Annotated in this window: 20 protein-coding genes and 2 tRNA genes; 12 read left to right on the forward strand and 10 right to left on the reverse strand. The window is 67.1% G+C overall.

Features of this window, described 5'->3' with window-relative positions; all coding sequences use genetic code 11:
- Positions 1-38 precede the first annotated feature (38 nt).
- On the forward strand, positions 39-851 hold the full coding sequence (locus ASG43_RS09160; RefSeq protein WP_056503466.1) for a glycosyltransferase family 2 protein: 813 nt from the start codon (positions 39-41) through the stop codon (positions 849-851).
- 114 nt (positions 852-965) lie between these two features.
- Here ASG43_RS09160 and ASG43_RS09165 read toward each other — a convergent pair whose 3' ends face one another.
- A complete protein-coding gene (locus ASG43_RS09165) occupies positions 966-2,291 on the reverse strand; it encodes a glycosyltransferase (protein ID WP_162244697.1) in 1,326 nt (441 codons plus the stop codon).
- Between the two features lie 388 nt (positions 2,292-2,679).
- Between ASG43_RS09165 and ASG43_RS09170 the strand changes: the two genes are divergently transcribed.
- Complete coding sequence (locus ASG43_RS09170; RefSeq protein WP_082490779.1) at positions 2,680-4,104, forward strand: right-handed parallel beta-helix repeat-containing protein; 1,425 nt, start codon at positions 2,680-2,682, stop codon at positions 4,102-4,104.
- A 27-nt stretch (positions 4,105-4,131) separates the two neighbouring features.
- Here ASG43_RS09170 and ASG43_RS09175 read toward each other — a convergent pair whose 3' ends face one another.
- Positions 4,132-5,505, reverse strand: a complete 1,374-nt coding sequence (locus ASG43_RS09175; RefSeq protein ID WP_162244698.1) for an O-antigen ligase family protein — start codon at positions 5,503-5,505, stop codon at positions 4,132-4,134.
- A gap of 469 nt (positions 5,506-5,974) precedes the next feature.
- Between ASG43_RS09175 and ASG43_RS09180 the strand changes: the two genes are divergently transcribed.
- Complete coding sequence (locus ASG43_RS09180) at positions 5,975-7,033, forward strand: acyltransferase (RefSeq protein WP_162244699.1); 1,059 nt, start codon at positions 5,975-5,977, stop codon at positions 7,031-7,033.
- 103 nt (positions 7,034-7,136) lie between these two features.
- On the opposite strand, the gene ASG43_RS09185 is transcribed toward ASG43_RS09180, so the two are convergent.
- Positions 7,137-7,364 (reverse strand): hypothetical protein, encoded by a 228-nt coding sequence (locus tag ASG43_RS09185; protein WP_056503482.1) that lies wholly within the window; start codon positions 7,362-7,364, stop codon positions 7,137-7,139.
- Between the two features lie 221 nt (positions 7,365-7,585).
- Positions 7,586-8,434, reverse strand: coding sequence for a universal stress protein (locus ASG43_RS09190; RefSeq protein WP_056503485.1), 849 nt, complete (start codon positions 8,432-8,434; stop codon positions 7,586-7,588).
- Between the two features lie 566 nt (positions 8,435-9,000).
- Between ASG43_RS09190 and ASG43_RS09195 the strand changes: the two genes are divergently transcribed.
- Together ASG43_RS09195 and ASG43_RS09200 are read left to right on the forward strand one after the other, a co-directional pair.
- A complete protein-coding gene (locus ASG43_RS09195) occupies positions 9,001-11,391 on the forward strand; it encodes a DUF3772 domain-containing protein (RefSeq protein WP_056503488.1) in 2,391 nt (796 codons plus the stop codon).
- 107 nt (positions 11,392-11,498) lie between these two features.
- On the forward strand, positions 11,499-12,575 hold the full coding sequence (locus ASG43_RS09200; RefSeq protein WP_056503491.1) for an MBL fold metallo-hydrolase: 1,077 nt from the start codon (positions 11,499-11,501) through the stop codon (positions 12,573-12,575).
- 105 nt (positions 12,576-12,680) lie between these two features.
- Here ASG43_RS09200 and ASG43_RS09205 read toward each other — a convergent pair whose 3' ends face one another.
- Both ASG43_RS09205 and ASG43_RS09210 read right to left on the reverse strand, forming a co-directional pair.
- Positions 12,681-13,247 (reverse strand): hypothetical protein, encoded by a 567-nt coding sequence (locus ASG43_RS09205; protein WP_056504405.1) that lies wholly within the window; start codon positions 13,245-13,247, stop codon positions 12,681-12,683.
- An 11-nt stretch (positions 13,248-13,258) separates the two neighbouring features.
- The gene (locus tag ASG43_RS09210) at positions 13,259-14,434 is read right to left on the reverse strand and encodes a zinc-dependent alcohol dehydrogenase (RefSeq protein WP_056503492.1); all 1,176 of its coding nucleotides are present in this window, start codon (positions 14,432-14,434) and stop codon (positions 13,259-13,261) included.
- Positions 14,435-14,782: 348 nt separating this feature from the next.
- On the opposite strand from ASG43_RS09210, the gene ASG43_RS09215 reads away from it, so the two are divergent.
- Positions 14,783-16,186: a methyl-accepting chemotaxis protein gene (locus tag ASG43_RS09215; RefSeq protein ID WP_162244700.1), complete on the forward strand. Its 1,404-nt coding sequence runs from the start codon at positions 14,783-14,785 to the stop codon at positions 16,184-16,186.
- 88 nt (positions 16,187-16,274) lie between these two features.
- On the opposite strand, the gene ASG43_RS09220 is transcribed toward ASG43_RS09215, so the two are convergent.
- Positions 16,275-17,771 (reverse strand): CoA-acylating methylmalonate-semialdehyde dehydrogenase, encoded by a 1,497-nt coding sequence (locus tag ASG43_RS09220; protein WP_056503498.1) that lies wholly within the window; start codon positions 17,769-17,771, stop codon positions 16,275-16,277.
- 108 nt (positions 17,772-17,879) lie between these two features.
- On the opposite strand from ASG43_RS09220, the gene ASG43_RS09225 reads away from it, so the two are divergent.
- Entirely contained in the window at positions 17,880-18,761 is an 882-nt protein-coding gene (locus ASG43_RS09225) for a LysR family transcriptional regulator (RefSeq protein ID WP_082490782.1), read from the forward strand.
- 60 nt (positions 18,762-18,821) lie between these two features.
- Here the strand turns inward: ASG43_RS09225 and ASG43_RS09230 are convergent, their stop codons facing one another.
- From ASG43_RS09230 to ASG43_RS09240, 3 genes are all read right to left on the reverse strand, one after another.
- Positions 18,822-21,047, reverse strand: coding sequence for a diguanylate cyclase (locus ASG43_RS09230; RefSeq protein WP_162244701.1), 2,226 nt, complete (start codon positions 21,045-21,047; stop codon positions 18,822-18,824).
- A 146-nt stretch (positions 21,048-21,193) separates the two neighbouring features.
- Positions 21,194-22,576, reverse strand: coding sequence for a diguanylate cyclase (locus ASG43_RS09235; RefSeq protein ID WP_082490784.1), 1,383 nt, complete (start codon positions 22,574-22,576; stop codon positions 21,194-21,196).
- 155 nt (positions 22,577-22,731) lie between these two features.
- Positions 22,732-22,807: transfer RNA gene (locus ASG43_RS09240), tRNA-Phe, on the reverse strand.
- 220 nt (positions 22,808-23,027) lie between these two features.
- Here ASG43_RS09240 and ASG43_RS09245 point away from each other — a divergent pair.
- From ASG43_RS09245 to ASG43_RS09270, 5 genes are all read left to right on the forward strand, one after another.
- Positions 23,028-23,102: transfer RNA gene (locus ASG43_RS09245), tRNA-Thr, on the forward strand.
- A gap of 485 nt (positions 23,103-23,587) precedes the next feature.
- Entirely contained in the window at positions 23,588-23,797 is a 210-nt protein-coding gene (locus ASG43_RS23385; protein WP_056503507.1) for a hypothetical protein, read from the forward strand.
- Between the two features lie 176 nt (positions 23,798-23,973).
- Positions 23,974-24,342: a hypothetical protein gene (locus ASG43_RS09255; RefSeq protein WP_056503511.1), complete on the forward strand. Its 369-nt coding sequence runs from the start codon at positions 23,974-23,976 to the stop codon at positions 24,340-24,342.
- A 164-nt stretch (positions 24,343-24,506) separates the two neighbouring features.
- Positions 24,507-25,769: a cyclopropane-fatty-acyl-phospholipid synthase family protein gene (locus tag ASG43_RS09260; RefSeq protein ID WP_056503514.1), complete on the forward strand. Its 1,263-nt coding sequence runs from the start codon at positions 24,507-24,509 to the stop codon at positions 25,767-25,769.
- Positions 25,770-26,284: 515 nt separating this feature from the next.
- Positions 26,285-26,515: a hypothetical protein gene (locus ASG43_RS09270; protein ID WP_056504408.1), complete on the forward strand. Its 231-nt coding sequence runs from the start codon at positions 26,285-26,287 to the stop codon at positions 26,513-26,515.
- Positions 26,516-26,860 lie beyond the last annotated feature (345 nt).

Consider the following 26,860-nt stretch of genomic DNA (forward strand, 5'->3'; position numbering starts at 1 on the left):
TGGCTCGATCCATCGCAACCCCAACAGGAGACCTCGACGTGATCATCACCATCGTGACCCCCACCCTCAACGGCGCGGCCTATCTGCGCGACTGCATCGCTTCGGTGAAGCGCAACCACCACGAGAGCTTCGAGGTCGACCACGTCATCGTCGATGCCGGGAGCACCGACGGAACGGTCGAGATCGCGAAGGCCTACGGTCTGCGGATCATCCAGGGCAAGGATCAGGGCATCTTCGACGCCATCAACAAGGGCTCCTTCGACAGCCGGGGCGACCTCCTCGGCTTTCTCGGCTCGGACGATATCATGCTCGACGGAGCGCTCCGCGCCATCGCGAACCTCTACCGTTCGTCCCGGCCCGACTGGATCGTCGGCGGAATTCGCTGGATCGGCGAGAAGGGCGAAAGCCTCGGATCCCTCGCCGCGCCGCCGGTCTGGATGACGCCGCGCATCCACGCCTGCCTCGGCTGGAACCCGATCATGCACATGTCGACCTATTTCTCCCGCGCGTTCTTCACCGAACTCGGGGGCTTCGACATCGCCTACAAGGATGCCGGCGATTACGAGATGTTCGCGCGCGCTCTGTCCCGCCGACCTTATGGCCGGCTGCCGCAGGAACTGACCTGTTTTCGCCGGACGCGGGTCAACAACAGCGTCGTCAACGCCGAGCGGGCGCGGCGAGAGGCGCAGGCGGTCCTTTCGACCTTCGGGCCGCGCAGCCCGATCGAACGCAGATTCTGGCGTCAGGCGCTGAAGGTCTGGTTCAACCTGCGCAATCCGAGCTGGCTCGCGGTCAAGGCGTCGTCCGCGCTGCGACTTCGGCTCGACGCCGCCGCGCCGAACTATTTCTGACCACGCACACCGACACGAACACGCGCCGGGCGGCCGCCCGGCGCGTGTTCGTCTCTCGGCTGTCCCGCAAGAGCCTCGAACGATGACCCGGACGCCGGGACACGTCGCACGGGGTCAGCCGAACCCGATGGTCCGTTCGACGAAGGCCTGGCGCTGCTCGACGACGTCGGTATAGCGGCGGGCGATCCGCTCGCTCATGGCGTCCCAGCTCAAGGCCCGCGCCCGGGCGAGCGCGCCGCCCGATAGACGCTCGACCAGTTCCGCTTCGTGGGCCAGTCGATCGATCGCCTCGCGAAATCCCGCGATGCTCGTCTCTGGATCGCGAAGCGGCACCTTGATTCCCGATCTCTCCGTCACCGCGACACCCATGCCGCAGCCATCGTGGCAGATGACCGGTATGCCGCGTGTCAGGGCTTCCAGCACGACGGCGGGCGTTCCCTCCAGAAGGCTCGTGTGCACGAGAGCGTCGGCGCGCTCGAGCTCGGCCATGGCTTCGGCATGGGGGATGAAACCGGTCCAGCGGACCCGGTCCGCGATGCCGAGACGCTCCGCCATCCGCTTCCAGGACCGGGTCGCCGGCCCTTCCCCGAGGACGACCACCTCGTGACCGCCGTCCAGGTCACGCAGGGCGTGGAACAGGATCGGCAGCGCCTTGCGGCCGATGTGCAGGCCGTTCCAGACGAGGCGGAGGGGACGCGTCCCGTCGAAGGAGCGCGCCGATCCCGTGACCGGCTTTGCGCCGCTCTCGATGACGCTTTCGGCTTCGCGATCCCAATGCCGACGGACCATCTCCGTGTTGGTGCCGCCGATCGCCCAAATGTGGCTGGCCCGGTGGGCCGCCCTCCGGGCGCGAAGCGGAGCGCGCTTCTGCAAGGCATTCGTGACGTTTCGCGTCGCATAGAACAGCCGCTCCCCCCATCCCATGATCGAGAAGAACGACCAGCCGAGATCCGACGCGCCGTCGATCGGGCCCCAGACAAAGGGGATCGGCAGGCGCCAGAGGTCGCCGGGCTCGCGATAGCCGGTGATGTTCAGCTGGTGGACGAGATCGAACGGCGCTTTCGCGTGGAGGCTGCGCGCTGCCGCAAGGGCCGCCCGGTGCCAGGACCGGTAGCCGAGATAGTAGACCGTCCGGCGCCGCATCAGGGTCTCGCGCTGCAGCATCCGCGACAGGAGCGGCGGCGGGACGAAATGAAAGGTGAGGCCGGGGATCGGCTCGGCACGGAGCTGGTCTGCGATCTCCCGGCGAAAGTCGCGCTCGCCCGGCATGCCCGGCGAGCACAGGACGGTCACGTCGTGCCATCTGGCCAGACGCGAGACGACGTTCCACCCGAGCCCCGGCTCCGATCCGCCGATCGGAGAAACGGCAAAGGCGCAGACCAGAACCCGCAGGCGGCGCGGCGCGGCGTCACAAGGGGGCCGCGGCTCGGTCCGCCTCATCTCGGCAACGTCCGACATCACAGGTACAGGCTGAATCGGGGCCGTCATCTCGCCTCCCAGCGCAAACCCACGGAGCGCCTTATTGCATCCCATCCGACGCGATCTCGGGGCGAAGGCGCGAGTGGTCATTTGGACGAAGGGCATCGCTCGAAGGGGTAGACCGGCCGGAACGAAGGCCAGCGCGTCGGCGGCTCACCGACCGACCGGGACCGGCGATGCGCGCCCGTCCACCCTCCGCTTCGGCGGTGTCTCCCCCAGGCGTAAGCCAAATGGCCCGGCGCGGTCGCGCTCGACTCCTCTATCCTGCCGCATCGAAGGGACGCACCGTCCGACAGGATCGCCCTGTCCGGATCGGGCGAGCCCGCCGACCTGAAGACCGGAGAGATCGATGCCAATCGCGATGGACCTGCCGGTCGGCCCGGTCGACGTGGAGCCGCCGAGAGGCGCGATCGTCGTGGCGCTGGGAGACGATGTCCCCGCCCTCGTCGGCGCGGCACCGGCGGGCGCTACCTTCTACTTCCGGGATGCCGGAGAATATCGGCTCGCCCGCCCGATCGAGCCGAAGCCCGGCCAGACCTTCGTCGGCGCGAAGGGCGCCGTGCTCGACGGATCGCGCGAGATCGGCGAGGTCGGGCGCGAGGGCGCCCTCTTCGTGGCGACCGGCCAGACCCAGGAGGGGCGCCGGCTGGCGACAGGAGAGCCGGCGCCCGGCGCGATCCGGGCCGGTTATCCCGAAACGCTCTACATCGACGGACGGCCCTTGCGCCCCGTCGCCTCGCGGCGGGCGGTGACGAGCGGAACGTTCTATTTCGACTACGATGCGGACCTCATCGTCTTCGCGGACGACCCCGCAGGACGCAAGGTGGAGGCCGGCGTCACGCCCGCGGCCTTCGCCTCGGGAGCGGACGGCGTGACCATTTCCAATCTCATGATCGAACAGTTCGCGGCTCCGGTCCAGCACGGCGCCATTCAGGGCGGCGGAGCCTGGACGATCGCGAACAACGAGGTTCGCCTGAATTACGGCGTCGGAATCATCGTCTCCGGCGGCAGCCGCATCGTCGCCAACGACGTCCACGACAATGGGCAGATGGGACTCGGCGGCAACGGCGCCGGCATCCTCGTCGAGCGCAACGCCATCCACGCCAACGGCTTCTGGTCGGGCATCGACGTGTTCTGGGAGGGCGGCGGCACGAAGTTCGCCGTCACGACCGACCTCGTCGTGCGCGGCAACCATTCCGAAAGCAATCACGGCTTCGGCCTGTGGACCGATATCGACAATGTCGGGACGCTCTACGAGGGAAACCGGGTCGTCGGCAACGACGGCGGCGGGATCAACCACGAGATCTCCTACCAGGCCGTGATCCGCGACAACGTCCTCATCGGCAACGGGTCGAGCGGCCGGGGCAACTGGCTGTGGGGCGCCGCGATCCAGATCCAGAATTCCGGTCCCGTCGAGATCACCGGCAACCGGATCGACATGTCGGGCGGCCTCAACGGGATCGCGCTGATCCAGCAGGATCGCGGCACGGGCGCCTTCGGTCCCTATCGAACCGCCGGCAACATCGTCTACGGCAACACGCTCGTGTCCCGCGACGGCGCCGGCCGGACGGGCGGCGCCGCGGATCACGACGAGCCGGGACTGCTCGGCGGCGGCAACATCTTCGAGGGCAACCGCTACTTCATGGACGATGGCCCGCATTGGTGGTGGGGCGACTTTCCGAGCGGCGACGACTGGGAGGCCTATCGCCGCGACACCCGCCAGGACGAGGGCTCGGTGCTGAGCGCCGATCGTCCGGACACCAGCCGCTGGTAGCTGGGATCTTGTCGGGGAGCCGGATCCTCAGGCGCCCTTGGCGTTCGCGCCGTGCTGTCGCCACCACGCGGCGTCGCGATCCTTCGATAGCGTGCGATAGGTCATGCAGAGCCCGATGCCCGCGCCGAACAGGACCCAGAAGATCACGCCCATCATCGGACCTTCGAGCGCCACGTCGAAACTGGCGTTCACGAGACCGGCGACGAGGTAGCAGGTGACGAAGATGAGGAGGCCTGCCCAGTGCTCGTCGCCGGCGAGGCGCGCGCGGACGATGTGGGCGACCATCATCGCAAGCCAGGTGCCGTTGAGGGCGATCCAGAGGACGAGGCCGGGAACGCCGCTCCGCGCCAGGATCGTCATGTGCGCGCTGTGGGGGCTGCGCAGCGGCGGCCCGTCTCCGTCGCCGACCACGAAACCGTCGGACATCGCCAGGTTGATGCCGAAGCCCTTGCCGGTCCAGAAGTAATCGCCATGAAGGGTGTAGTCGGTGATCGTCTGCCACCACCGGATCCGCCAGATCTTGGTGCCGTCGAGGTCGCTGTTCGACGAGGACGCGAAGATGCTGGTGACGTTGTCGAGAAGCTGGCCGGCGCGCATCGTGCGAAAGTCCGGCGGCAGTTGCACCTCGACATCGGTGAGGTAGAGGACCGCGAAGATCGGCGTCGCGGCGAGGACCGTCGCCAGGGCCGGCCGATAGCGGCCGGACAGAAGCGTCGCCAGGGCGATGGGGACGGCGATCGCCAGCATGCCGCCTCTGCTCTGGGCCGAGACGACCATGATGCCGAGGATGAGGAGCCCGACCCACCAGACGGGGAAGCGCCGCAGTCCGACCAGCGCGAACACGGCGGCGCCGGCGATATGAACCGCCACCTCGCCACCGCGCAGGAGCATCATCGGCGCGCCCGAGACCGGCCAGGCCGGGATCAGATGACCGAGCTGCTTGGGGATGATGTAGAGCAGGAAAGCCACGGCGCCGTAGACCAGGAAGAAGCGGTCGGCGCGGCCGACGGCGGCGTCGATGCGGGCCGGCTTCTCCAGGATGAGGTTGGCGACGACGAAGGCGAAGAGCCCGTAGACGACGATCACGCTGTCGCGGAGCGCGTCGATCTTGTAGGCGCCGACATAGGGAATGGTGCGCCCGAGCGTCCAGACGATCATCGCCAGGAGGATCAGCGACGGCGCGGTGCAGAGGAACGCTGCGGACGGCATCGGCCAGACCAGCGTGACGAGACCGCACAGGAGCAGGAGTTCGGCCGGAAACAGCGGGGGAACACCGGCATAGGCGAAGCCCTTCCCCGTGAACGCATAGGCCGCGATGCAGACGAGAAGAACCGTGACGTAACGGTCCCGAAAGGCGACGCTCGCGGGCCGCCCGAGATCCAGCGTCGTGCCGATGCTCATGCTCGCGTTGCTCCCGACACGTCCGGCCATCCCTTCAAACCCCGGATCGGCCGTGCGGCGCGATGCGGGTTCCGCAGACATCTGACCGCCGGGGCGGACCGAGAACCAGAGGAAGAACGGAGTACCCCTGCCGGACGATGCGTCGCTTGGGCACGCGGATCGGGAACCGGCACCCTCGGCCGCCATCGCCGGGCCATTCCGGTGTTACGCCGGATGCCCGGCGGGCACGCGATGCGACCCGTGTCAGGATCGCTCTGGCCGGGCAGCGGTCTCGCTCGTTTCCACGGGCGGAGCCGGCCCTGCGCTTCACGCGGTGTTCAACCGACGAACAGATATCACGGCAATCTCGCCAGCGGCTTCCGGTGCTTCCGATGCGATCATGCAAGCCCCTTCGAATGTCGGCGATCGGCGCCGGCTGCTCGCCACCTCCGGCGGTCGGCAGGCTCGTCCGGTCCCCGGAGGCGTCGACATGGTGACCGCCGAGCGCAACGAAGCCATTCAGTGGCTGCGAGCCCTCGCCGCGACCGAGGTCATGGTCTGGCACTCCGACCTCCTGACCAAGGGCTTCTCGAGCTTCTCGATCCAGGCGTCGTCCTACAGCCCGATGGGCGGCATCGGCGTCGAGGTCTTCTTCGTCGTGTCGGGCTACTTGATGAGCTTCATCACGTCGACCGACGCTCGAGCGAAACCGTTCGTCGTGGGACGGATCCGGCGGATCTTCCCGCTTTATTGGCTCTTCACGCTCCTCGTCATCGGCGTCTACCTCGCGCAGCCCGGCTGGCATCTCGGCGGCTTCGAACTCACCGCGGGCAACGTGATCCAGTCGATGATGCTCTGGCCGCGCGACGGCTACCCGATCCTCACCGTCGGCTGGACCCTCGAATACGAGATCGTCTTCTATGCGATGGTCACCGTGTTTCTCGCCAGCGAGCTTGCGCTCAAGGGCGACCTGCGCATCGCATTCGGCCCGGCTCTCGCGCTGCTCGGCCTTGTCGGAATCATCTTATCCGACGCTCTGCGCCACCAACCGGCGCTCGCCCATGCGCTCAGCCCCTACATGTTCGCCTTCGGCATCGGCTGGATGCTGCACGGTGCCCGCCGAAGCCGGGCGCCGGCGGTCGTCGCGGCCTTCGTCGCCTTCGCCGTTCTGGCCGCAGCGGGATGGACGATCGCAAGAGGTCACGACGCCGTCGTTCTCGCGCGATGCCTCCTCGCCGGTCTCGGCGTCGCAGCCGTGCTGGCGATGCGGCCGCTTCTCGTGCGCACGGGTCCGGTGCATCGGCTCGTCGCGACGATCGGGGAAGCGTCCTACAGCATCTATCTCTGCCACTGGTTCGTGCTGTCGGCGCTCGGCAAAGTTCTTGCGCGCTCGGGAGCGGATGCCGGCGCGGACGGCGTCGCGCGAATCCTCGGCTGTCTCCTGGCCGTCGGCGTCGGAACGGTCTTCTTCCTCCGGATCGAGCGCCCCCTCGACCGGAAGCTGCGGCAGGCCGAACGCCGGGCGTCCGGCATCGCCGTCGCGACCTGACGGGAGCGGACGGAGTGCCCTGCATCGAAGCTCGGGCTCCCCCCGTGGCGGCGCTCTCGAGACGACGAAGCGCCGCTCGAGCCGGTCCGAGGCGTTTCTCGCATCAGTGGAAATGGCGAAGAACGCGCGTTTCCAGCGTCTGCGTTCCTTCCGGACGAAGCAACTCGATCCGGACGGCATGACCCATCTTCTGCAGGCGGCGCGCCTCTTCGGCGGCCACATGCAGGGCAGCGCGGCGCGTGCGGTAGGAGCCCGCGTGCGTGCCGCAGGCTTCGACGGTCCAGACGCCGTGGACGGGCTGGATGGAGTAGACGATTCGGCAGCGCATCATCGACGTCTCCTTTCGATCAGACATGGCCGTGCTCGGCGCGAAGCGGGCTTCTCGACGGCGGGCCGAGGCTCCGGGACCCCGGAGCGCCGGGCCTTCCCGCATCGAAGAACGGATCGGCGGACCGCGCCTTGCTCTCGATCAAACGAACCGCCCTCTTCCGGCCGGCGGCGCGGTCCGGCATCCGACCATGCAGCGGGGCCGGAAGTTCGTCGGGCCGTCTATCAGTGCGAGAGGAGGCAACAGATCCGCGCCTTCGTCAGAAGATCGCGCGTGAGGCCGCCGAACAGCATCTCGCGCCACCGTCGGCGCCCGTAGGCTCCCGCGACGATGAGATCGGCCCCGTTGATGCGGGCGATGTCGAGGATCGCGGTCGAAGCGTCGACCTCGGCATCCAGCCGGTGGACGAAGGAGGCTGGCAGGCCGTGGCGGCGAAGATGCGCCTGAACGTCGCGCCAGGCGCGCGGGTCGAGATCCGGCCCGACGGTGACGACGAGAACCTCGCGCGCGTTTCGCAGCAGCGGCATCGCCTGTTGGACGGCATGGCGGATTTCCCTCGTGTCCTTCCATGCGAGCACGATGGTCTGCGCTTCGAGACGCTCGACATTCGGAGGCACGACGAGGACCGGGCGCGCGGATTGCAGGACGACCTCGCCGACCGCCACGTCGGGGGCCCGAGACGACGCAGGATCGCGGCCACCCTGGCCGAGCACGAGGAGATCGGCCCGGCGGGCCTCGTCCACGATCGTCGCGACGGTCGGTGCGTGAACCGATCGCCAGAGCGCATCGTCGATGTCGGACGTGTGCCGGTCGAAAATCGCCTTGGCTTCGGAGAGAAAGGCGTCGACGCGCTTCGTCTCGGCTTCCATCATGTCCAACGGAAGCAGCGAAGCGTCGCCGTAGAGCGAGACATATTCCGGCGCGGCGGCGATGCCGATCAGCTCGGACCTCCAGGACCTCGCGAGGTCCGCGGCGAGCTTCACCCTGTCCGCGGACCCGTCGTCCACATCCACATGGACGAGGAGCGATGGAAAGGCCGAGTCCGGGCCCTGTGTGTCCGCGTGCGTGCTCATGATCGTCGGCCTCCGAACAGTCTCGACCGAAGAGGGCATCCAAAGCGGCAAGGCGCTTTGACGAAGATCAACGATCCCGACCAAGCCGATCTCGACGCATCGGCCGGAACGACCGATCTAAGGGGGCGCAGGCCCCGTCGAGGTCCCGAGACATTGCCCACACCGGGCCAGTTCATGCGGCCGGTCGCGAAACGGACTCGGATGGTCGGGAAGGAGGGAATCCCGGAGATCGACCCCCACCGCGACGGCGATCCGAACCGCGGCATCCACGTCGAGGCCGGAACGCTTTGTCTTCGCGGACGGGATGCGACCGGCGGGGCTGTGCGCCTCGCGCCGCCGACGATTCGGACAGTCCCTCGAATTTGGCCGGATCTTCGTCTTTGCGCTGGCCTCCTTGACTTCGCCCGTCGAAGAATGAGCTAGACGGGCCGTGATCTGGGACCACCTCATGCGCCGCTGGTCCGGTCCACCCTTTTGCCCGCATCGCGGGCGAAGGTTCGGCCGAGGTGCCGACGTCGTCCGTCCCTCGATCCGGAAGTGCTGCACGCAGAGGGGAAGCGCCCATCATGCTCCATCGCCTGGTCCAACTCCTGCGCATCCTCTTCCTGGCCGCCATCCTGCAGATGCCCGGCGTCTGCTTCGCGCAGGTGGCCGCAGCGACCGACGATCCGACGGTGGCGCTCGATCAGGCGACGAGCGAACTCGATGCGGTCAAGGCATCGCTCGCCTCGGCGCAGACCGCGGGCGACTACGATCCGCTGCGCGCCCGGGCGCAGGTCGTCGCGACCACCGCGACGGCGGCGATCGATGCCCTCACGCCCAAGCTCGACGCGGCGCAGGCGACCTTGGCTGCCATCGGCGAGGCCGCGGAGGGCGAAGCGGCCGACGTGCAGGCCCAGCGCGCCGCCCTGACGGCGCAGCGCGACGCGTTGGATTCGGCCGTCAAGCGCGCCACCCTTCTTTCGACCGGCGCACGCGAGACGATCGAGAGCATCAACCGCGCCATCACCGACCTCTTCAACCGGGACACGCTGGAACGCGTCGCCTCGCCGCTGACGACGCGCTACTGGCAATCGGTCATCGACAACCTGCCCGTCGATCTCGTCCGGCTGTCCAGTTTCTTTGGCTCGGCAGCGGACCGCTTCGCGAACGAAGCAAGCCTGCGGGGCGCGCTGATCGCCGCGATGGGTCTCGGCCTCGCCGTCGCCCTCCTCTCTCCGATCCGCATTCGGCTGCGAAAAGCCGGGCAGGCCTATGCCGCCGATCGCGCGCCGCAGACGCGGGCGCGTCGTTCGGGCCTCGCCGTCTGGTTCCTTCTCGTGGGTTCGCTGACCTCGAGCTTCGCCTTCGTCTGCGTGGTGCAGGGGCTCGACTGGGCCGGATTCCTCACCGGTCCGGCCGCCGACCTCGCCTGGACCCTGGCGCTCGCATCCGCCTTCGGCTCCGTCGTCGTTTCGCTCGGCTCGGCCTTTCTTCTCGTTGACCGCCCGTCCTGGCGGCTGCTCCCGATCGACGATGCGGCCGCCGTCGTTCTTCGGCCCTTTCCCGTCGCGACGGCCATCGTCGTGGTCGTCGGCACCGGCTTGATCGAACTCAATCGCATCGTCGGCGCGAGCCCCGCCGCGAACGTCACGGCCAATCTCCTCGTCGCGCTGCTCCATGCAGGCCTGATCGCGACGCTGCTGGTGGCGCTGCGCCGGTTGCGAAGCGCAAGGGACGCCGAAGCCGGAGAGGTCACGGAGCGCCGATCGATCGTCACGGTCGCGATGCTCCTCGGGTGGATCGCCGTCGTCGCCTGCCTCGCCGCGCTGGCGCGCGGCAACGTCAATCTGGCCCTCCTGATCGGCAGGGAAATCATCTGGGTCGCCACCGTCACGTCGGGCGCCTATCTGCTGATGACCGCGCTCGACGATCTCGTCACGACCGTCCTGTCGCAGGACGGCCGCTTCGGCCGCGCCTTGGCCCGAAGCTTCGGCCTGCGCGAAAGCACCGTCCGGCAGCTGGGCCTGGTGATCTCGGTGATCGCTCGCGTGGCGATCGGCTTCTTCGCTCTCGCGTCCGTTCTCGCCCCGCTCGGCGGCGGGACGGCCCCCGCCTACACGCAGCTGTCCGGAATCAGCTCGATCGCGATCGGCGGCATCGTGATCCAGCCGGGCTCGATCCTCCGGGCCATCGCCATCCTCGCCCTCGGAATTTCAGCGGTCCGGCTGATCGGCCGCTGGATGAACGGCACGTTCCTGCCGGCGACCGAACTCGACGCGGGCGCGCGGAATTCGGCCTTGACGATCGTGCGCTACATCGGGATCGTCCTCGTGACCGCCTGGTCGATCTCCAGCCTCGGCGTGGGGATCGAGCGCATCGCGCTCCTGGCGAGCGCGCTGTCGGTGGGCATCGGCTTCGGCCTGCAGGCGATCACGCAGAACTTCATCTCCGGGCTGATCCTGCTCGCGGAACGTCCGGTGAAGATCGGCGACACGATCCGGGTCGGAACCGACGAGGGCGACGTCAAGAGCATCAACGTGCGCTCCACCGAGATCCAGATCGGCGACCGCTCGACGCTGATCATCCCGAACTCCGAGCTCATCACCAAGAGCGTGCGCAACATGACGCTCGCCAATCCGCTCGGCCGCGTCCAGATCGTCTTCTCGGTGCCGATGGAGGAGGACGCCGACGAGATCATCGCGATCCTGATGCGGCTGTTCGCCGATCATCCGGCGATCCTCGACGATCCCGCACCGACCGTGATGATCGACTCCCTGGTCGAGGCGAAGATCAACTTCAACGCCATCGCCTTCGTCGCCTCGCCGCGGTTGACCTATGCGACCCGCAGCGAACTGCTGCTCCAATTGCTGCGGCGCCTCAAGGCCCGCGGCATCTCGTCCGAGGCGGGCATCCGCGAAACGCCGGAAACGAGCCCGGTGGCGGCGAGCCAGGCACCGGCGGCGGCGATCCCGTGACGGGCGGTCCGCGGCGGTGCGTTGGCATCCGCGGACGAGCCGGCTAGAGCCTGTCGGGTTGATCGCCCGCAGGCGGGGCGTGCCATTCCGACAGGGTCCTCTCCGGCATGAAGAAACGCAGCCTCCTCAAGCTTCTCGCCCTCGGCGGAACGGCATCCATCGGCGGCGGTGCGGCCTATGGAAAGGTCCACGGGTCCGGCCCCTATTACGAGGGACCGGTCAGCGACCATTTCGACGGGAGCGTGTTCTTCAATCCAGGCGGCGACGAGCCGAACGGGTTCCTGGACCTGATGCGATGGCGCTTCAACGGCGAACGCTCGGCCTGGCCCGACCGATGGCCCGATACGCCGACGAGCGCCAGCCCCGACGCGCGCGTCACGGGCAGAGATCTCCAGGTGACGATGATCGGGCATGCCACGCTCCTGATCCAGACGGCCGGGCTCAACATCCTCACCGATCCCGTCTATTCCGATCGCGCCTCCCCGTTCGGCTTCGCCGGCCCGCAGCGGGTCAATGCGCCCGGCGTCCCCTTCGAACGCCTGCCGCCGATCGACCTCGTTCTCCTGACGCACAGCCACTACGATCACCTCGACGTCGATACGCTGGCGCGCCTGAAAGCGGCACACGATCCGCTGGTCGTCACCCCGCTCGGCAACGACGTGATCGTGCGCCAACGCGTTCCGACCATGCGACTGCACGTGCAGGACTGGGGCGACGCGGTCGAGATCGGTGGGACGGTCGTCCATTGCGAGCCGACGCATCACTGGTCCGCGCGGGGCGTGCTCGACCGGCGCAAGGCGCTGTGGTCGAACTTCGTGGTCGAGGGTCCGGCAGGCCGGATCTACCATGTCGGCGACACCGGGTTTCACGCCGGAATCAACTACCGGGCGGCCCGCGCCAAGCATGGCGGCTTTCGCCTGGCATGCCTTCCCATCGGCGCCTACGAACCGCGCTGGTTCATGAAGTCCCAGCACCAGAACCCGGACGAAGCGGTGCAGGGCTTCTCGCTTCTCGGCTCCGACTTCGCCGTCGGACACCACTGGGGCACGTTCCAACTGACCGACGAAGGCATCGAAGCTCCCCGCGACGCGCTCTTGGCCGCCCTCGACAGCGCAGCGCTTCCCCGCGCCCGCTTCCGCCCGATGACGCCGGGCGAGACTTGGAGCGTCCCGCCAAGCGTTTGAACGAAGCGGGATGACGCGGCGGGAGGACGCGAGGACCGGTTCCGGTCCCGTCGGTCCAGGCCGATGGGAGTTTGCGCCCTTCGACGCGCCTCCGGCGTGTGTCGTTCAAACCCAGCGCTTGAGGAGGTCCGGGGTCTTGAAGTCGCGCGGGATCGCGAGATCGGAGGCGGCGCCCCGCATCTCGGCCGGCGACTTGGGAAGTCCGCTGCGACGGCCATAGGCCCGGAGCCGTCCGAGGAAGGCCTGCCGGCTCGCGGCGCGGCGTCCTTCGCGCTCGGCCGAGAGCGAGCGTGCGGCGGCGATGTCGAGAAGCGCGACACCGGCGACGGCTGCGAGCGCGATCCCGACATTCCGCCGTTCGGCGTTGCGCTCGTCGAGACCCGGCGCCAGACTGGCCATGTCGAGCGCATCGCCCCCGACCCGCCCCCAAAGCCAGGGCGTCGGATCCCGGGCTGACAGGATGCCGAGCCCGGTCGCGATCTCGCGAAGACCATAGGCTTGCACCACGCCCTCGCTGCCGCGCAGGCCGAGCGCTCGTGTCATCCGGCGCGCGGCGAGGAGCTCGACGAGTCCGAGGCCGAGACTGAACCAGCCGAGGCCTTCGGCAAGGGTGCGCGCAGTCCGGGGCGGCAGAAGACCGGACTCCGTCGCGTCGGTTCGAAGATGGCTCATCGCGCCGCTCCTCATGGCTTCAGGACGACTTTGATGCAGCCGTCCTCCTTGTCCCGGAAGGTCTTGTACATGGCGGGACCGTCAGCGAGCGGCACCGTGTGCGTGATCACGAAGGAGGGATCGATCTGCCCCTCCTCGATGCGGCGCAGGAGGTCGTCCGTCCAGCGGTTCACATGGGTCTGCCCGGTTCGGATCGTCAGCCCCTTGTTCATGATCATTCCCATCGGGAACTTGTCGACGAGGCCGCCATAGACGCCGGGAACCGAGAGGACGCCCGCCGGACGGCAGACATAGGCCATTTCGCGAAGGACATGCGGGCGATCGCTTTCCAGCATGACGGCCTGCTTGGCGCGGTCGTACAGCGAATCCAGCGTCGCGGTGGCGTGCGCTTCCATGCCGACGGAATCGATGCACTTGTCCGGCCCCTTGCCGCCGGTCAATTCGTCCAGCCGCTCGAGGACGCTTTCCGTCTCGAAGTTGATCGGGATCGCGCCGCCGGCCTCGGCCATGGCGAGGCGCTCGGGCACGCGGTCGATGCAGATCACCTGTCTCGCGCCGAGCAGGATCGCGCTGCGCACGGCCATCTGTCCGACGGGCCCCGCTCCCCAGATGGCGATCGTGTCGTCCGGCTGGGGATCGCATTGCACGACGGCCTGCCAGCCCGTTGGAAAGATGTCGCCGAGGAAGAGGACCTGCTCGTCGGTCAGCGTTCCCTTCGGAATCTTGATGTGCGTCTTGTCGGCGAAGGGCACGCGGACGTATTCGGCCTGTCCACCGGCATAGCCGCCCGTGAGATGCGTGTAGCCGAAGAGGCCGGCGGTGGTGCGGCCGAACAACTTGGAGGCGAGGCTCGCGTTGCGGTTGGACGTCTGGCAGACGGAGAAGTTTCCGCGTCGGCACTGGTCGCATTCGCCGCAGAAGATCGTGAACGGGATGACGACGCGGTCGCCGACCTTGAGTGCGTTCTTGGCGCCCGAGCCAACCTCGACGACCTCGCCCATGAACTCGTGGCCCATCACGTCTCCGCTCTCCATCCCGGGCATGAAGCCGTCGTAGAGATGGAGATCCGAGCCGCAGATCGCACAGGCCGACACTTTGATGATGGCGTCGCGAGGGTCTTCGATCCGAGGATCGGGCACTTCCTCGCAGCGAATGTCCTTCGGTTTGTTCCAGACGAGCGCTTTCATCGATCGGTCCTCCTGCGGCCCCTCCGGGCTTGGTCGTCGCGACCGGAACCGTCTTCACGGCCGGCCGCCCTCAAGGAACCAACAGGACAGCGCCGCCCCCCGTTCCGACCGATTGCGTTAGGTGTCTGCGCTTAGCCGGCTTCGTCCGTGAGGAACGCGAGGGACGTGGTGGGGCAAGGACGCTCCCCGCGATGCCCTCGGCCGCGCAGGGGGCGGCCATGTCCTTGACCCCTCTTGGACTTCTTCGAGGGTCCGTCTTGGGGCCAGGAAGGGGGAGCGGGGAAACGCTTATTTAGTCAGTCGCACATATCCTGCTCGATGAAAGTCAATCCGGGAAGGGATATCGGCGTGTTCAAGGCATTCCGCAAAGTTCGGACGTATCGCGAGCAATTCGCGGATGCCGTGATCCAGATCTCGCCCGACGGATATTTCGTCATGCAGGAGGGCCGCATCCGCGACTGCAATCCAGCCATGGAAGCGCAGCTTCGCGGCAAGGCAGAGCAGATCGTCGGAATCGATCCTCTCGCCATCGCGCCGGCGTCGCAGCCCTCCGGCGACGCCAGCGAAGCGCGCCTTCGCGCCGTCATGAACGAAGCGGAGGCCAACGGCATCGCGCGGTTCGAGTGGACGACCAAGCGGCTGGACGGATCGACCTTTCCCGGATTCGTCACGCTCGTCCGCACGCAGATCGAGCAGAAGCCCGCCTATATCTGCTTCGTCGTCGACATGACGATCATGGTGACCATGCGCGAGGAAGGCGAGAAGGCCCGCCGCGCGGAGGAAAAGGCCGCGCAGGAGCAGACGCAGGCGATGGAGGCCCTTGCAGCCGCACTCGGGCAGGTCGCCAAGGGCGATCTGACCGCGCGGATCGCCGGACGCCTGCCGGTCGCCTTCCTGCAGCTCGGCAAGGATTTCGACACGGCGATCGGCGCCCTGGCGACGGCGATGAGCGACGTCGCGGAAACCGTCGAGAATGTCGACAGCGCCACGAAGGGCATCGCGATCTCCTCGCGAGATCTCGCGCAGCGCACCGAGATGCAGGCCGCCTCCCTGGAGGAGACCGTCGCGGCGCTCGGCGAGGTCACCACCGCCGTGAACCAGACCGCAGACAGCTCCGGCCATGCCCAGAAGGTCGCCACCGCCGCCAAGCAGAAGGCGGAAAAGGGCGGCGAGGTCGTCGCGCAGGCGGTTTCCGCCATGAGCCGCATCGAGTCCTCCTCGCAGAAGATCGGCCAGATCATCGGCGTCATCGACGAAATCGCCTTCCAGACGAACCTCCTCGCGCTGAACGCCGGCGTCGAGGCGGCGCGCGCCGGCGAGGCCGGGCGCGGTTTCGCCGTCGTCGCGCAGGAGGTGCGTGGACTTGCCCAGCGCTCGGCGGAAGCCGCCAAGGAGATCAAGAGCCTGATTTCGGCGTCGGCCGAAGAGGTGAAGGCCGGCGTCGATCTCGTCACGGCCTCGGGGCGCAGTCTGACGGGAATCGTCGAGGAGGTCGACCTGATGACGACCGTCATCGCCAAGATCGCGGCCTCGGCACGCGAGCAGGCGGCGAGCCTCAAGGGCGTTTCCAGCGCGGCCGACCAGATGGACAAGGCGACCCAGCAGAACGCGGCGCTCGTATCGGAGACCACGGCGGCCGTGCAGGCGCTCGCCCTCGACGCCGAACGTCTCGCCCGCATCGTGGAGCGCTTCCGCACCGAGGAGTCCTCTCCTCGCGGCGCGCCGCAGCCGGTCTATCGTCGCGCGGCCTGAGCGCACGCGCCTTCGCCGACGCCGATGCGCCAATGCAAAAGGCCGGCCCCGCAAGGGACCGGCCTTTCTTAATGATGCGAACCCGTCGTCACTTCATGACGGGCATCGAGAATTCCGCGCCCGACTTGATGCCGGACGGCCAACGCGAGGTGATCGTCTTGGTGCGCGTCCAGAACTTGATCGAATCGGGACCGTGCTGATTGAGATCGCCGAAGGACGACTTCTTCCAGCCGCCGAAGGAATGATAGGCGAGCGGCGTCGGGATGGGCACGTTGATGCCGATCATGCCGATGTTGATGCGACTGGCGAAGTCGCGTGCCGCATCGCCGTCGCGCGTGTAGATCGCGACGCCGTTGCCGTATTCGTGCCGCATCGGCAGGGCGATCGCATCCTCGTAGCTGGCCGCGCGCACGACCGAGAGCACGGGCCCGAAGATCTCCTGCTTGTAGATCTCCATGTCGGGGGTGACGTTGTCGAAGAGGCAGGATCCGACGAAGAAGCCGTCCTCGTAGCCCTGCATCCTGAAGGCACGGCCGTCGACGACGAGGTCCGCCCCTTCGGAGACGCCCTTCTCGATCAGTGCGAGGATCTTCTCTTGGGCGGCCTTGGTCACCACCGGGCCGTAATCGGCAGAGGCGTCCGTCGCGGGGCCGATCTTCAGCGCCTCGACCTTGGGAACGAGCTTTTCCATGAGCGCGTTGGCGGTCGCCTCCCCCACGGGCACGGCGACCGAGATCGCCATGCAACGCTCGCCGGCCGAGCCGTATCCGGCGCCGATCAGGGCATCGACGGCCTGATCGAGATCGGCGTCCGGCATGATGATCATGTGGTTCTTGGCGCCGCCGAAGCACTGGGCGCGCTTCCCGTTCTTCGTCGCCTCGGCATAGACATAGGCGGCGATCGGCGTGGAGCCGACGAAGGAGACCGCGCCGATGTCGGGATGGGCGAGGATCGCGTCGACCATCTCCTTGTCGCCGTTGACGACCTGAAGAATGCCCTTCGGCAGGCCCGCCTCGATCATCAGTTCGGCGAGGCGCATCGGCACGGAGGGATCGCGCTCGGACGGCTTCAGGATGAAGGCGTTGCCGCAGGCCACCGCCGGCGCGAACATCCACATCGGAATCATGGCGGGGAAGTTGAAGGGCGTGATGCCCGCGCCGATGCCGACCGGCTGGCGGATCGAATACATGTCGATGCCGGGACCGGCGCCTTCGGTGAACTCGCTTTTCATCAGATGCGGAATGCCGATGACGAACTCGCAGACTTCGAGGCCGCGCACGATGTCGCCCTTGGAGTCCTCGACCGTCTTTCCATGCTCGGCCGAGAGCATCTCGGCGAGCTCCTGCATGTTCTCGTTGAGTAGGGCCACGAACTTCATGAAGACGCGGGCGCGTCGCTGCGGATTGGTGGCGGCCCAGGCCGGCTGCGCGGCCTTCGCAGCGGCGACGGCGGTTTCGAGTTCGTTGCGGTCGGCGAGGGCCAGATGGGCCGAGACCTGCCCCGTCGCCGGGTTGAAGACCTCCGCCTTGCGGCTGGACGCTCCCGCGACGCGGGCGCCGTCGATGAAATGACCGATCTCGTTCATGTCCGTTCCTCCAGGATCTCAGCGGACATGAGAGGAAATGGCGCTTGAATTCAACGCCGCGCAATGCGAACCCGTTGTGCGGAAAATGAAGTCCTAAGAGATCGCGCCATGAACTGGGACGACGTTCGCCTGTTTCTCGCCGTCGCCCGCAGCGGCCAGATCCTCGGCGCCTCGCGGCGGCTTCAGCTCAACCATGCGACGGTCGCGCGCCGTCTCGACCAGCTCGAGGCCGCTCTCGGGGCACGCCTGCTGGAGCGACGACCGAACGGTTGCACCTTGACGCATGCCGGCGTCGCCTTCCTCGACCGGGCCGAGCGCATGGAAGCGGAGATGGACTTGGCCAAGGCCGCCGTCGCCAGCGACCGCGTGGAGCTTTCCGGCACCGTCAGGGTCGGCGCGCCCGACGGCTTCGGCACCGACTTCCTCGCACCGCGCCTCGGACCGCTGCTGGCGCGCCATCCGCGTCTGAAGGTTCAGCTCGTCCCCGTTCCCCGCGCCTTCTCCTTGTCGCGGCGCGAGGCCGACATCGCGATCACCGTCGATCGGCCGGAACAAGGTCGCCTCGTCGCACAGAAGCTCATCGACTACTCGCTCGGGCTCTTCGCGTCTTCCGCCTATCTCGAAGCGTTCGGCGCGCCCGCGTCGCTCGCGGATCTGTCGGCGCATCGCCTCGTCGGCTATGTCGAGGATCTCGTCTACAGCGCCTCCCTTCACTATGCCGACGATCTCGGAGCCGCCTGGGCGAGCCGGTTCGAGGTCTCTTCGGCGCTCGGGCAGACGGTCGCCGTGGAGGCCGGCGCGGGCATCGGCATCCTCCACACGTTCATGGCCGCCCGCCGGCCCGATCTCGGCCGCGTCCTGCCCGACTGCGGCATCGGCCGCACCTACTGGCTGGTGACGCATGAAAGCACGCGGGGTCTCGCCGGCGTCCAGGCCGTGGCGAGGGCGATCACGGATCTCGTCGCGGCGGAACGCGCGATCTTTCGCTGAGGCGGACGACGACGCGGCGGATCGGCGCAAGGACGACCGGTCGGGACGCCCGACTTGGGGTCAGGATGCCGCCGCGGCCTTGACGGTCGAGACAGGACCCTCGCCGATCCGCGTCGGCCGCGGGCGATAGGCCAGACCCGCCGCCCCTTCCGCGACCGGGCGTTCGCCTCCGCCGGCATCGGCGCCAGGATTCATGCGGCGCGCGGCAAGTCTGGCCAGCGTCGTCAGGAACCTCTGCTCCGTCGCGCTGATGCCGCTGCGCGCGACCGTATCGACGACGCAGACGGAGCCGATCGGCTGCTGGGTCTGCTCGCTGAGGATCGGTGCGCCCGCGTAGAAGCGAACCGTGCCGGGACCCGTGACGAGGGGATTGGCCGCAAATCTCGGATCGAGGCTGGCGTCGGGGACCACGAGGACGTCGTCTCCCAGGATCGCATGCGCGCAGAAGGACTGGTCTCGCGGCAGGACATCGATCTCTGTCCCGCAGCGCCCGACGGTCACCTGTCGGTCGGCTGCGACAAGGTTGACCATGGCGACCGGAGCATGCAGCGCGCTGGCGGCGAGATCGGCCAGTTCGTCGAAGGTTTCAGACGGCCGGTTCGCGATCACGTTGCGGTGGAACGCGACCGCCTTCAGCCGCTCGGCTTCATCGCTCGGACCGAATCCCGGCGCCTGCGCCGCGATGTCGACCTCCTGCTCGACCCGATTCCGGCCGCCCCTCTTGGCGCGATAGAGCGCCCGATCGGCCGCCGAGACGAGGAGGCCCGGCGTCGCGGCGATCTCGGGCCTGGGCAGAGCGGCGGCGACGCCGATGCTGATCGTCACGCGACCGATCCCGGCATTGCCGCTGTGCGGGATGGCGCAGGCCTCGACGGCCGTTCGGACCCGTTCGGCGACGGTCAAGGCACCGCTGCCATCGGTGCCTCGCAGGAGAATGACGAATTCCTCGCCGCCATAGCGGGCGACGAGGTCGCTCGACCGAGCGACCGCTTCTCCGACGGCCTTGGCGACCTGGCGCAGACATTCGTCGCCGACCTGATGACCATAGGTGTCGTTGAACGACTTGAAGAAGTCGACGTCGAGAAGCAGCACCGCGAGAGGACGCGCCTCGCTCTCGCAGGCCAGCCATTCGGCCTGCAGGGCCTCGTCGAAGGCGCGTCGGTTGGCGACGCCCGTCAGGCCGTCGAGGCTGGACAGCGCGCGATAGCGCGATTCGCTCTCCCGGCGCAGTCGCAGCTCGCGGCCGACGACCCGCTTCAGCACGATCGCCATCAGGGCCAGGACGAGAACCACGGATCCGCTGGACATCGCGACCCGTCGCCAGCTGGCGTAGATCTCATCCGTCGCGATCGCGATGTTGAGGATGAAGGGCGTGTTCGCGATATGGGCGAAGCGGTAGGCGCGCTCGACCTGATCGATGCTGGCAAGCCCCACGAAATCTCCCTCGGGCGCCGAGGCGAAGATCCGGAAGTTGTGCGTGTCCGCGAAGCTTTCCCCGATCTTCTCCGGCAGGAACGGCATGCGCATCATCAAGGTGCCGTCGCGGTGAAAGAGATTGATCGCGCTCTGCGGGCCGCCGGCATAGGTCTCGAACAGAGCGCGCCAGCGACGGGTGTTCATCGTCGCGGCGACCACGCCGGCGAAACGTCCATCGGCCCCTTCCAACCGCTGGCTCATCCACACCATGGTGCTGCCGGTCGAGGGATCTCGAAAGGCGGCCCCGATCCGGATCGCCAGGGACGGGTCGGTTCGATGGGCCGTGAGGAAGCTTCGGTTGAGAAGCGCCTCTCGCTCGTCGAAGTAATGGGAGCGCTGGCTGATCTCGCCGCTTTCGTTGAACAGGAAGAGGTCCCCCGACGGTCGAACGAGGGACGAGACCGAACGGATGACGGCCTCCTCGTAGGCGCCGGTCCGCATGTCGTCGGCAACGAGCGTCAACTGCGTGCCGACGATCCTGAAGGCCTCTTCGTAGCTGGCTGCGGCCTGAGACAGTTCGTCCTGCAGGAGGCGAAGGACGTTGTCGCCCGCCGACGTCGCCTTGTTCCAGGCCTCGACACGCAGTTCCGCCAACATGGCGACGTTCAATCCGACGAAGCCGACGATGACGAGCCCGACGATCGTAGACGAGGACCGCTCGATCATCCGGGCGGCGATGGCGAGAGGCTGCAGGCCATCCGTGGACCGCCCGATGACGACGGAGCGGCGGGACCGAGCAAGGGTCCGGTCGGCCGAGCGGGACACGCGCCGGGTCCCACGACCGGAGACGAGTGATCCAAAGAAGCTCATGATGCATCCACCCTTCGGTGCCATCATGCTCAGTTTCAGTGATTTGTTCGTGAACGTAAGTCAGACAGATCTTCTTGATGCAGCCTCGGATGGCAAGGCAGCTAACGATCCTCTGGGACGCCATCTGAACCCATCGCGCGACGCCGTCATGCAGCGGCGCTCTTCACCAGGGTCTTTGCAAAGCGCGTCTGTCCCTTGCCACCACGCTTCCCCGCATAAAGGGCCTGATCGGCCATCCGGACGATCTTCGAGGCGGTCGCCGCGTCCTCCGGCGAGCGCGCGATGCCGATCGTCACGCCGACCCGGAGCGCCAGATCGTCGAACGGAATGGGACGCGCGATGCGGGCGGAGATCGCGTCCGCATGTTGGCGAAGATCGGGCACTGAGACCGCGCCCGACAGGATCACCGCGAACTCGTCGCCGCCGATCCGATAGGCCTTCGCCTCGTCCGGCAGCCCGTCCGCGATCCGCTGGGAGGCGACGCGGATGACTTGGTCGCCCGCATCGTGGCCATGGGTGTCGTTGACGATCTTGAAGCCGTCGAGATCGAGGTAGAACAGGGCGAACGGCATGACGCTGCGATCCGCGAAGTGACGGTCGAGATCGCGCGTCAGCATGGCCCGGTTCCAGAGACCGGACAGCGAATCGCGCGAGGCGACCTCTTCGGCGGTGCGAAGCGCCTCGGCGGCGCGATAGGTCTGGCGCAGGACGAAGACGGTCAGAAGGCCGAAGGCGAAGAGGAGGCCGACGAGGAGCGGCAGCATCCGCTGGAGCAGGCGTCCGCCGGGATCGTCGCCTCGCCATTCCAGCGGAATGTCGATCGTTCCGTCGATCGTCTTCACAAGGATCGACGCGTTTGCCGCATCGCTCGCGCCCCCGGTCGCGACGCGCAGATCGGGCAGCCGATAGATCCGCGACAGGTGCTGCAGCTGTGTGGCATCGAGAGGATCGACGAAGATGAGAACCGTGCGGGAATCACGCGTCGCGTCCGTGCCGGCCGCGAAGGGCCGCAGCGGCGCGACGACGGCAAGGGCGGGCAATCCATCCGCCACGAGGATGCCCGTCGTCACGGCGTCGGGACCACCGGCCGCGCGCCGGGCGAGGATCTCCTCGTAGCCGGTCGTGATCACCTCTGCAGCCGATCGATCGCTGCTGGCCTGATCCAGCATCGCAAAGGTGGTTCGGCCTGCGGGATCGACCACGAAGGACATGTCGACACCATAGCGTTCGGACATGGTCGTGCCGATATTGGCATCCGCCCAATCGCGATCCGGCCGGAGCACCAGTTTCTCCAGGGCCTCGTCCCAATGGGCGTAGTCGTCGCCCATGTTCGAAAGCTCCTGCAGGCGGATGTCGATCATCCCCCGCGCCAGTTCCCGCTGGCGCTCGACCGCGTCGGCGGTCTGCTGTCCGGCGAGGTACACCACCATGGCGATGACGACGAGGATGAGAATTCCGACGAGGGCGGCGACCGGCGCGACGATCCGCGACACGAGGTGGCGTTGCCACCGGCTCCATCTGCTCGGCATGCCGTCTCTCCGCGAACACGCTCAGTCTAAAAGCAGAGCTTTTAAGAATGCACTTCGCAGAGACGGCCGAGTTTCGAAAAGTTCGTAGCTTGATGTCGCGCCGTCGCCGAACGCGGCCACTGGACGAGGACAGGATGCATGCTAGCGACGACAGATGGTGCCCAGGGACGGAGTCGAACCGCCGACACTGCGATTTTCAGTCGCATGCTCTACCAACTGAGCTACCTGGGCGCCGTTGCAGTGGCGAAGGTTTCGCCGGAACCGGTGTTCGATCCCTGCAAGGTGGGGCGCTTATAGAATCCGGATTTTGGTCTGTCCAGCCCCTTCCATCCTGGAATCGTCCGTTCCTCGTCCGATCGCTCGAAGCGGACGCGACGCTTGCGATTCCTTGCTCGAACCGGCTTGCGCTCCCTCCCCCCCTATGGCAGAAGCAGCCCGCGTTCAGCGACCGGCTGCGGTAGCTCAGTGGTAGAGCACTCCATTGGTAATGGAGAGGTCGAGAGTTCAATCCTCTCTCGCAGCACCATTCTTCTTCGGGCCTTCGCCGAAGAACCTGATCCAGCTGATCTCCCGATACGCTATCCGACACGAAAAAGACGGGCGCAAAAATGGGCGCGCTTTGCTCCTCAGGCTGGTGCAGCTGCCGTTCGGTTCCGAAACGAAAAGCCGCGATGTCCGTGAAGACGGATGACGTTTTGCACCGGGACACCGCGCGGGTGATGAGCCTGACGGTCGGCTTCGTGATGGCCGCGAACTTCGGCACGATCGGGGAATGGTTGTAGCGCGCCCCTTTGCGCGCAGTCTGCTCGATCGAAGACGCGTCGAGGTGGCCTGTGACGGCGACCGCGGCGTTGGATCGCGTCTCAGCGCGTCGAATCGCGAGCGCCTTGAACGCCCCTGCCCGTCCCGGCGCCCTGTCAGGACTGCCGCCGCGTCAGCGGCAACGTCGCGCCGGCGGAACCGCATCCGGCCCGATGCCTTCCTCCTCCTCTACCCGATCAGGAGGACAGCATGTCGAACACCTTTGGACGCCCCGGGCAGGACCTGCCGGATCCGGTTTTGCCGGGACAGGGCGATAACGACGTCATCGGTCGGCCGGACGGCGGCGCCGGGATCGGAAACGATCTGCCGACGAAGCCTGTGGGCACGAACCCGATGAACGAGCCGGATCCGACGAGCCCAGGCCCCAGCGTGCCGGGCGTCATCGAACGGACGAACTGAGGTTCGGAGCGATCCCGCGATCGAACCGGATGTCGGGATCGCATTGGCCTCCCGCTTCCTGCCTGGAAGCCGCGTCGAGGCTAAGATCTTGGCCGCCCAAGCTGTGGCCTCGATCGGAACCTGTTGATTGGTGGCGGGCTTTCTTCAGCGGGCACCCTGATCAAAGGGAACAGGCAATGAGAACGCTTGCCATTATCGCAGTCGCAGTTTCTGCCATCACAGCCATGCCTGGCATTGCGTCGGCCGCGTGTCCTGCCGGTTCACCGGACGCCGTTACCAGCAAGCCGCCCGCGGATGCCAAGGCCGCGACCGACCCGCAGGCCGCAGCCGATGCGAAGGGGATCTCCGAGGACGGCCAGCACACTCCGCTGGAGACCGATCCCAACGCTCCGGGCGTGACGGCGTCCGCCGGCGGCACGACGACCAACATCGCCCAGGCCGAGGCCGAGATCGCGGCGGGTACGACGGTCGACAACACCGCGACGAGTTCGACATCGGGAACGCAAATGGCGGCTGGCAGCCAAGACACCGCCTGCGCGAACTGAGCGGCACCCGAGAATGGCCGGAGCCCCAGCCGGCTCCGGCCATCCCCGCTTCCCCTCGTCACCGGCCCAAGCTTTCGCAGGTCGTTCTCTTGCGAATGGCACCAGGGGGTCCGTAAGGTTTCCACGGCATGCGGTCATGACGCGCGGCGCCAGGAGAACCGTGCATGCGATTTCTTTCGTTGTTGCTGCGAAAGGCGGTCCGAAAAGGCCGCCTGACCGTGATCGGGCCCGACGGCGAGGTGGAAACGTTCGGCGGATCGGAGCCCGGCCCCGCGGCCACGATCCGCATCACCGATCGCGCCTTCGACTGGAAGATCGCCTTCAACCCCGAACTAAAAGCCGCCGAGGCCTACATGGAGGGCGCGCTCACCGTCGAGGACGGCAGCATCCACGACTTTCTCGAAGTGTTCTTCGCCAACAAGCGCAGCTTCGACGTCAGCGCCGGTCAAACGTTCTGGCGCACCATGGCGCGGCGGGCGAAGCGGCTGCACCAGCACAATCCCGTGGCTCGATCCCGAGCGAATGTGAAGCATCATTACGAACTCGGCGACGATCTGTTCGGCCTGTTCCTGGATGAGGACGCCCAATATTCCTGCGCCTATTTTCCAACCGGCTGCGAGACGCTGGAGGAGGCCCAGCTCGCCAAGAAACGCCATGTCACCGCCAAACTGAACCTTCGGGATGGGCAAAGCGTCCTCGATATCGGCTGCGGCTGGGGCGGGCTTGCGCTCTACATGGCGCGCGTTTCGAAGGTCGAGGTTCTCGGAGTCACGCTCTCCCAGGACCAGGCGCGGGTCGCAACCGCCCGAGCGAAGGCGATGGGCCTTGCCGACCGGGTTCGGTTCGAGGTGCGAGATTATCGCGAGATCACCGAGCGCTTCGACCGGATCGTTTCCGTCGGCATGCTGGAGCATGTCGGCGCGCATCACCTCGCGGGATACTTTCGGACCGTGCGCGACAGGATGAAGCCGAACGGCGTGGCGCTGATCCATTCCATCAGCACCAAATCACCGCCCGGCGTCACCGGCCCCTTCATCCGCAAATACATCTTCCCCGGTGGCTATAGCCCGTCGCTGTCGGAGATCACCGGAGCGGTCGAACTCTCCGGCCTGTGGGTCCTCGACGTGGAAATATGGCGACAGCACTATGGGTTCACGTTGCGAGAATGGCGACGGCGCTTTGCCGCGAACCGGGCTGCGGCGGTCGAACTCTACGACGAACGATTTGCCCGGATGTGGGAGTTCTACCTTTCGGCCTGCGAATGCGTCTTTCTCTATGGCTCGAGCAACGTCGTCCAGATCCAGATCGGCCGAGAACGGGACAGCGTTCCGATTTCCCGGGACTACATCGCGGAGACGTCCCGCGCCTATAAGGACATCGAGGCCCAGTGGACGGCCTCGAGTTCCGCTCTCCCGCTCCGCGCGTGAGGTCATGCGGTCGGACCGTTCCCAAGGAGCGCGTTCGCCGGCAGGTGGAGCGAACTCGGAAGAAGCCGCTGCATCTGCGAAGCCGCTGCGATGTCGCCCATCATCGACGTTGAGCTTCGTCGATCGGCAACGGCCATAGCTTGGCGTCGAACGCCCGAACGACATCCTTCGATACAAGTATAGCCATTTACCGATACTTAGAGACGGACGATGACGTGCCGGGTTCCGGGCCTCACGACGGAGGCGAGCGACGCCGGTGGCGGCGATGCGAGAGAAGCCGTCCGCAGACTGGTCGCCGCGATCACGATGCTCGCGGGGACGCCGGGACCCGCGTCGACCGCTTCGTGCTTGGTTGGGATGCCCTCTTCGGCGGGGAAGATCGACGTTGCCGCGATCGAAGCGGCGAGGCGCAATTCGTGCTCCTGTCGTCACGCGCGCTATCGATCCTGCGACAACGTCTCTGTGTTACGGATCCCGCTCTCGCGCGTTCCAGATGGATGCAACGGGAGATCCGCATGACGAATGACACCGCCATCCAGGCACGCCGCCGCGAAATCGCCGTCGAGCACGTGCTCTTCAAGCTGATCGAATATGTCGAGGCCCGCCAGCCCGGGCTCCTCGACGTCATCGAGGGCAGCCTGGAGCATCTCGGCGATCCCGCTCGCGACGACACCAAAGACGACGAAGCGGTCCGCGACATCGCGCGGCGGATGGTCCAAGGCGCGAGGCGCGAGGGCACGGGCTGAAAACCTCCGGCCGCGTCCGGCCGCGCCAGGCCCCACTTGCATTGCCGATGCCGCGGGGCCTCCCATCTGTTCGGGAAACGGGAGGCTTCATGAAGCGGTTCTTGCTACTCGGTGTGATCGCCATCGCGCTGTCCGGATGCGTGTCGGAGACGTCCGGCCGCCGTGGCTACGATCCCTATTGGGATGGCTACGAGGCACGCCCGGTCGTCATCGATCGGGGCCGCTACCGGCCGCGGCCCGTCTATCGGGACGACCGCCCCACCTACCGCGAACCGTATCGTGGACCGTACCGCGGACCCTCACGCGACGATTTTCGGGCTGCTCGCCGCGATGACGATCGGCGAT

This window comes from Aureimonas sp. Leaf454, from assembly GCF_001424685.1.
In the GTDB taxonomy this organism is placed as follows: Bacteria; Pseudomonadota; Alphaproteobacteria; order Rhizobiales; family Rhizobiaceae; genus Plantimonas.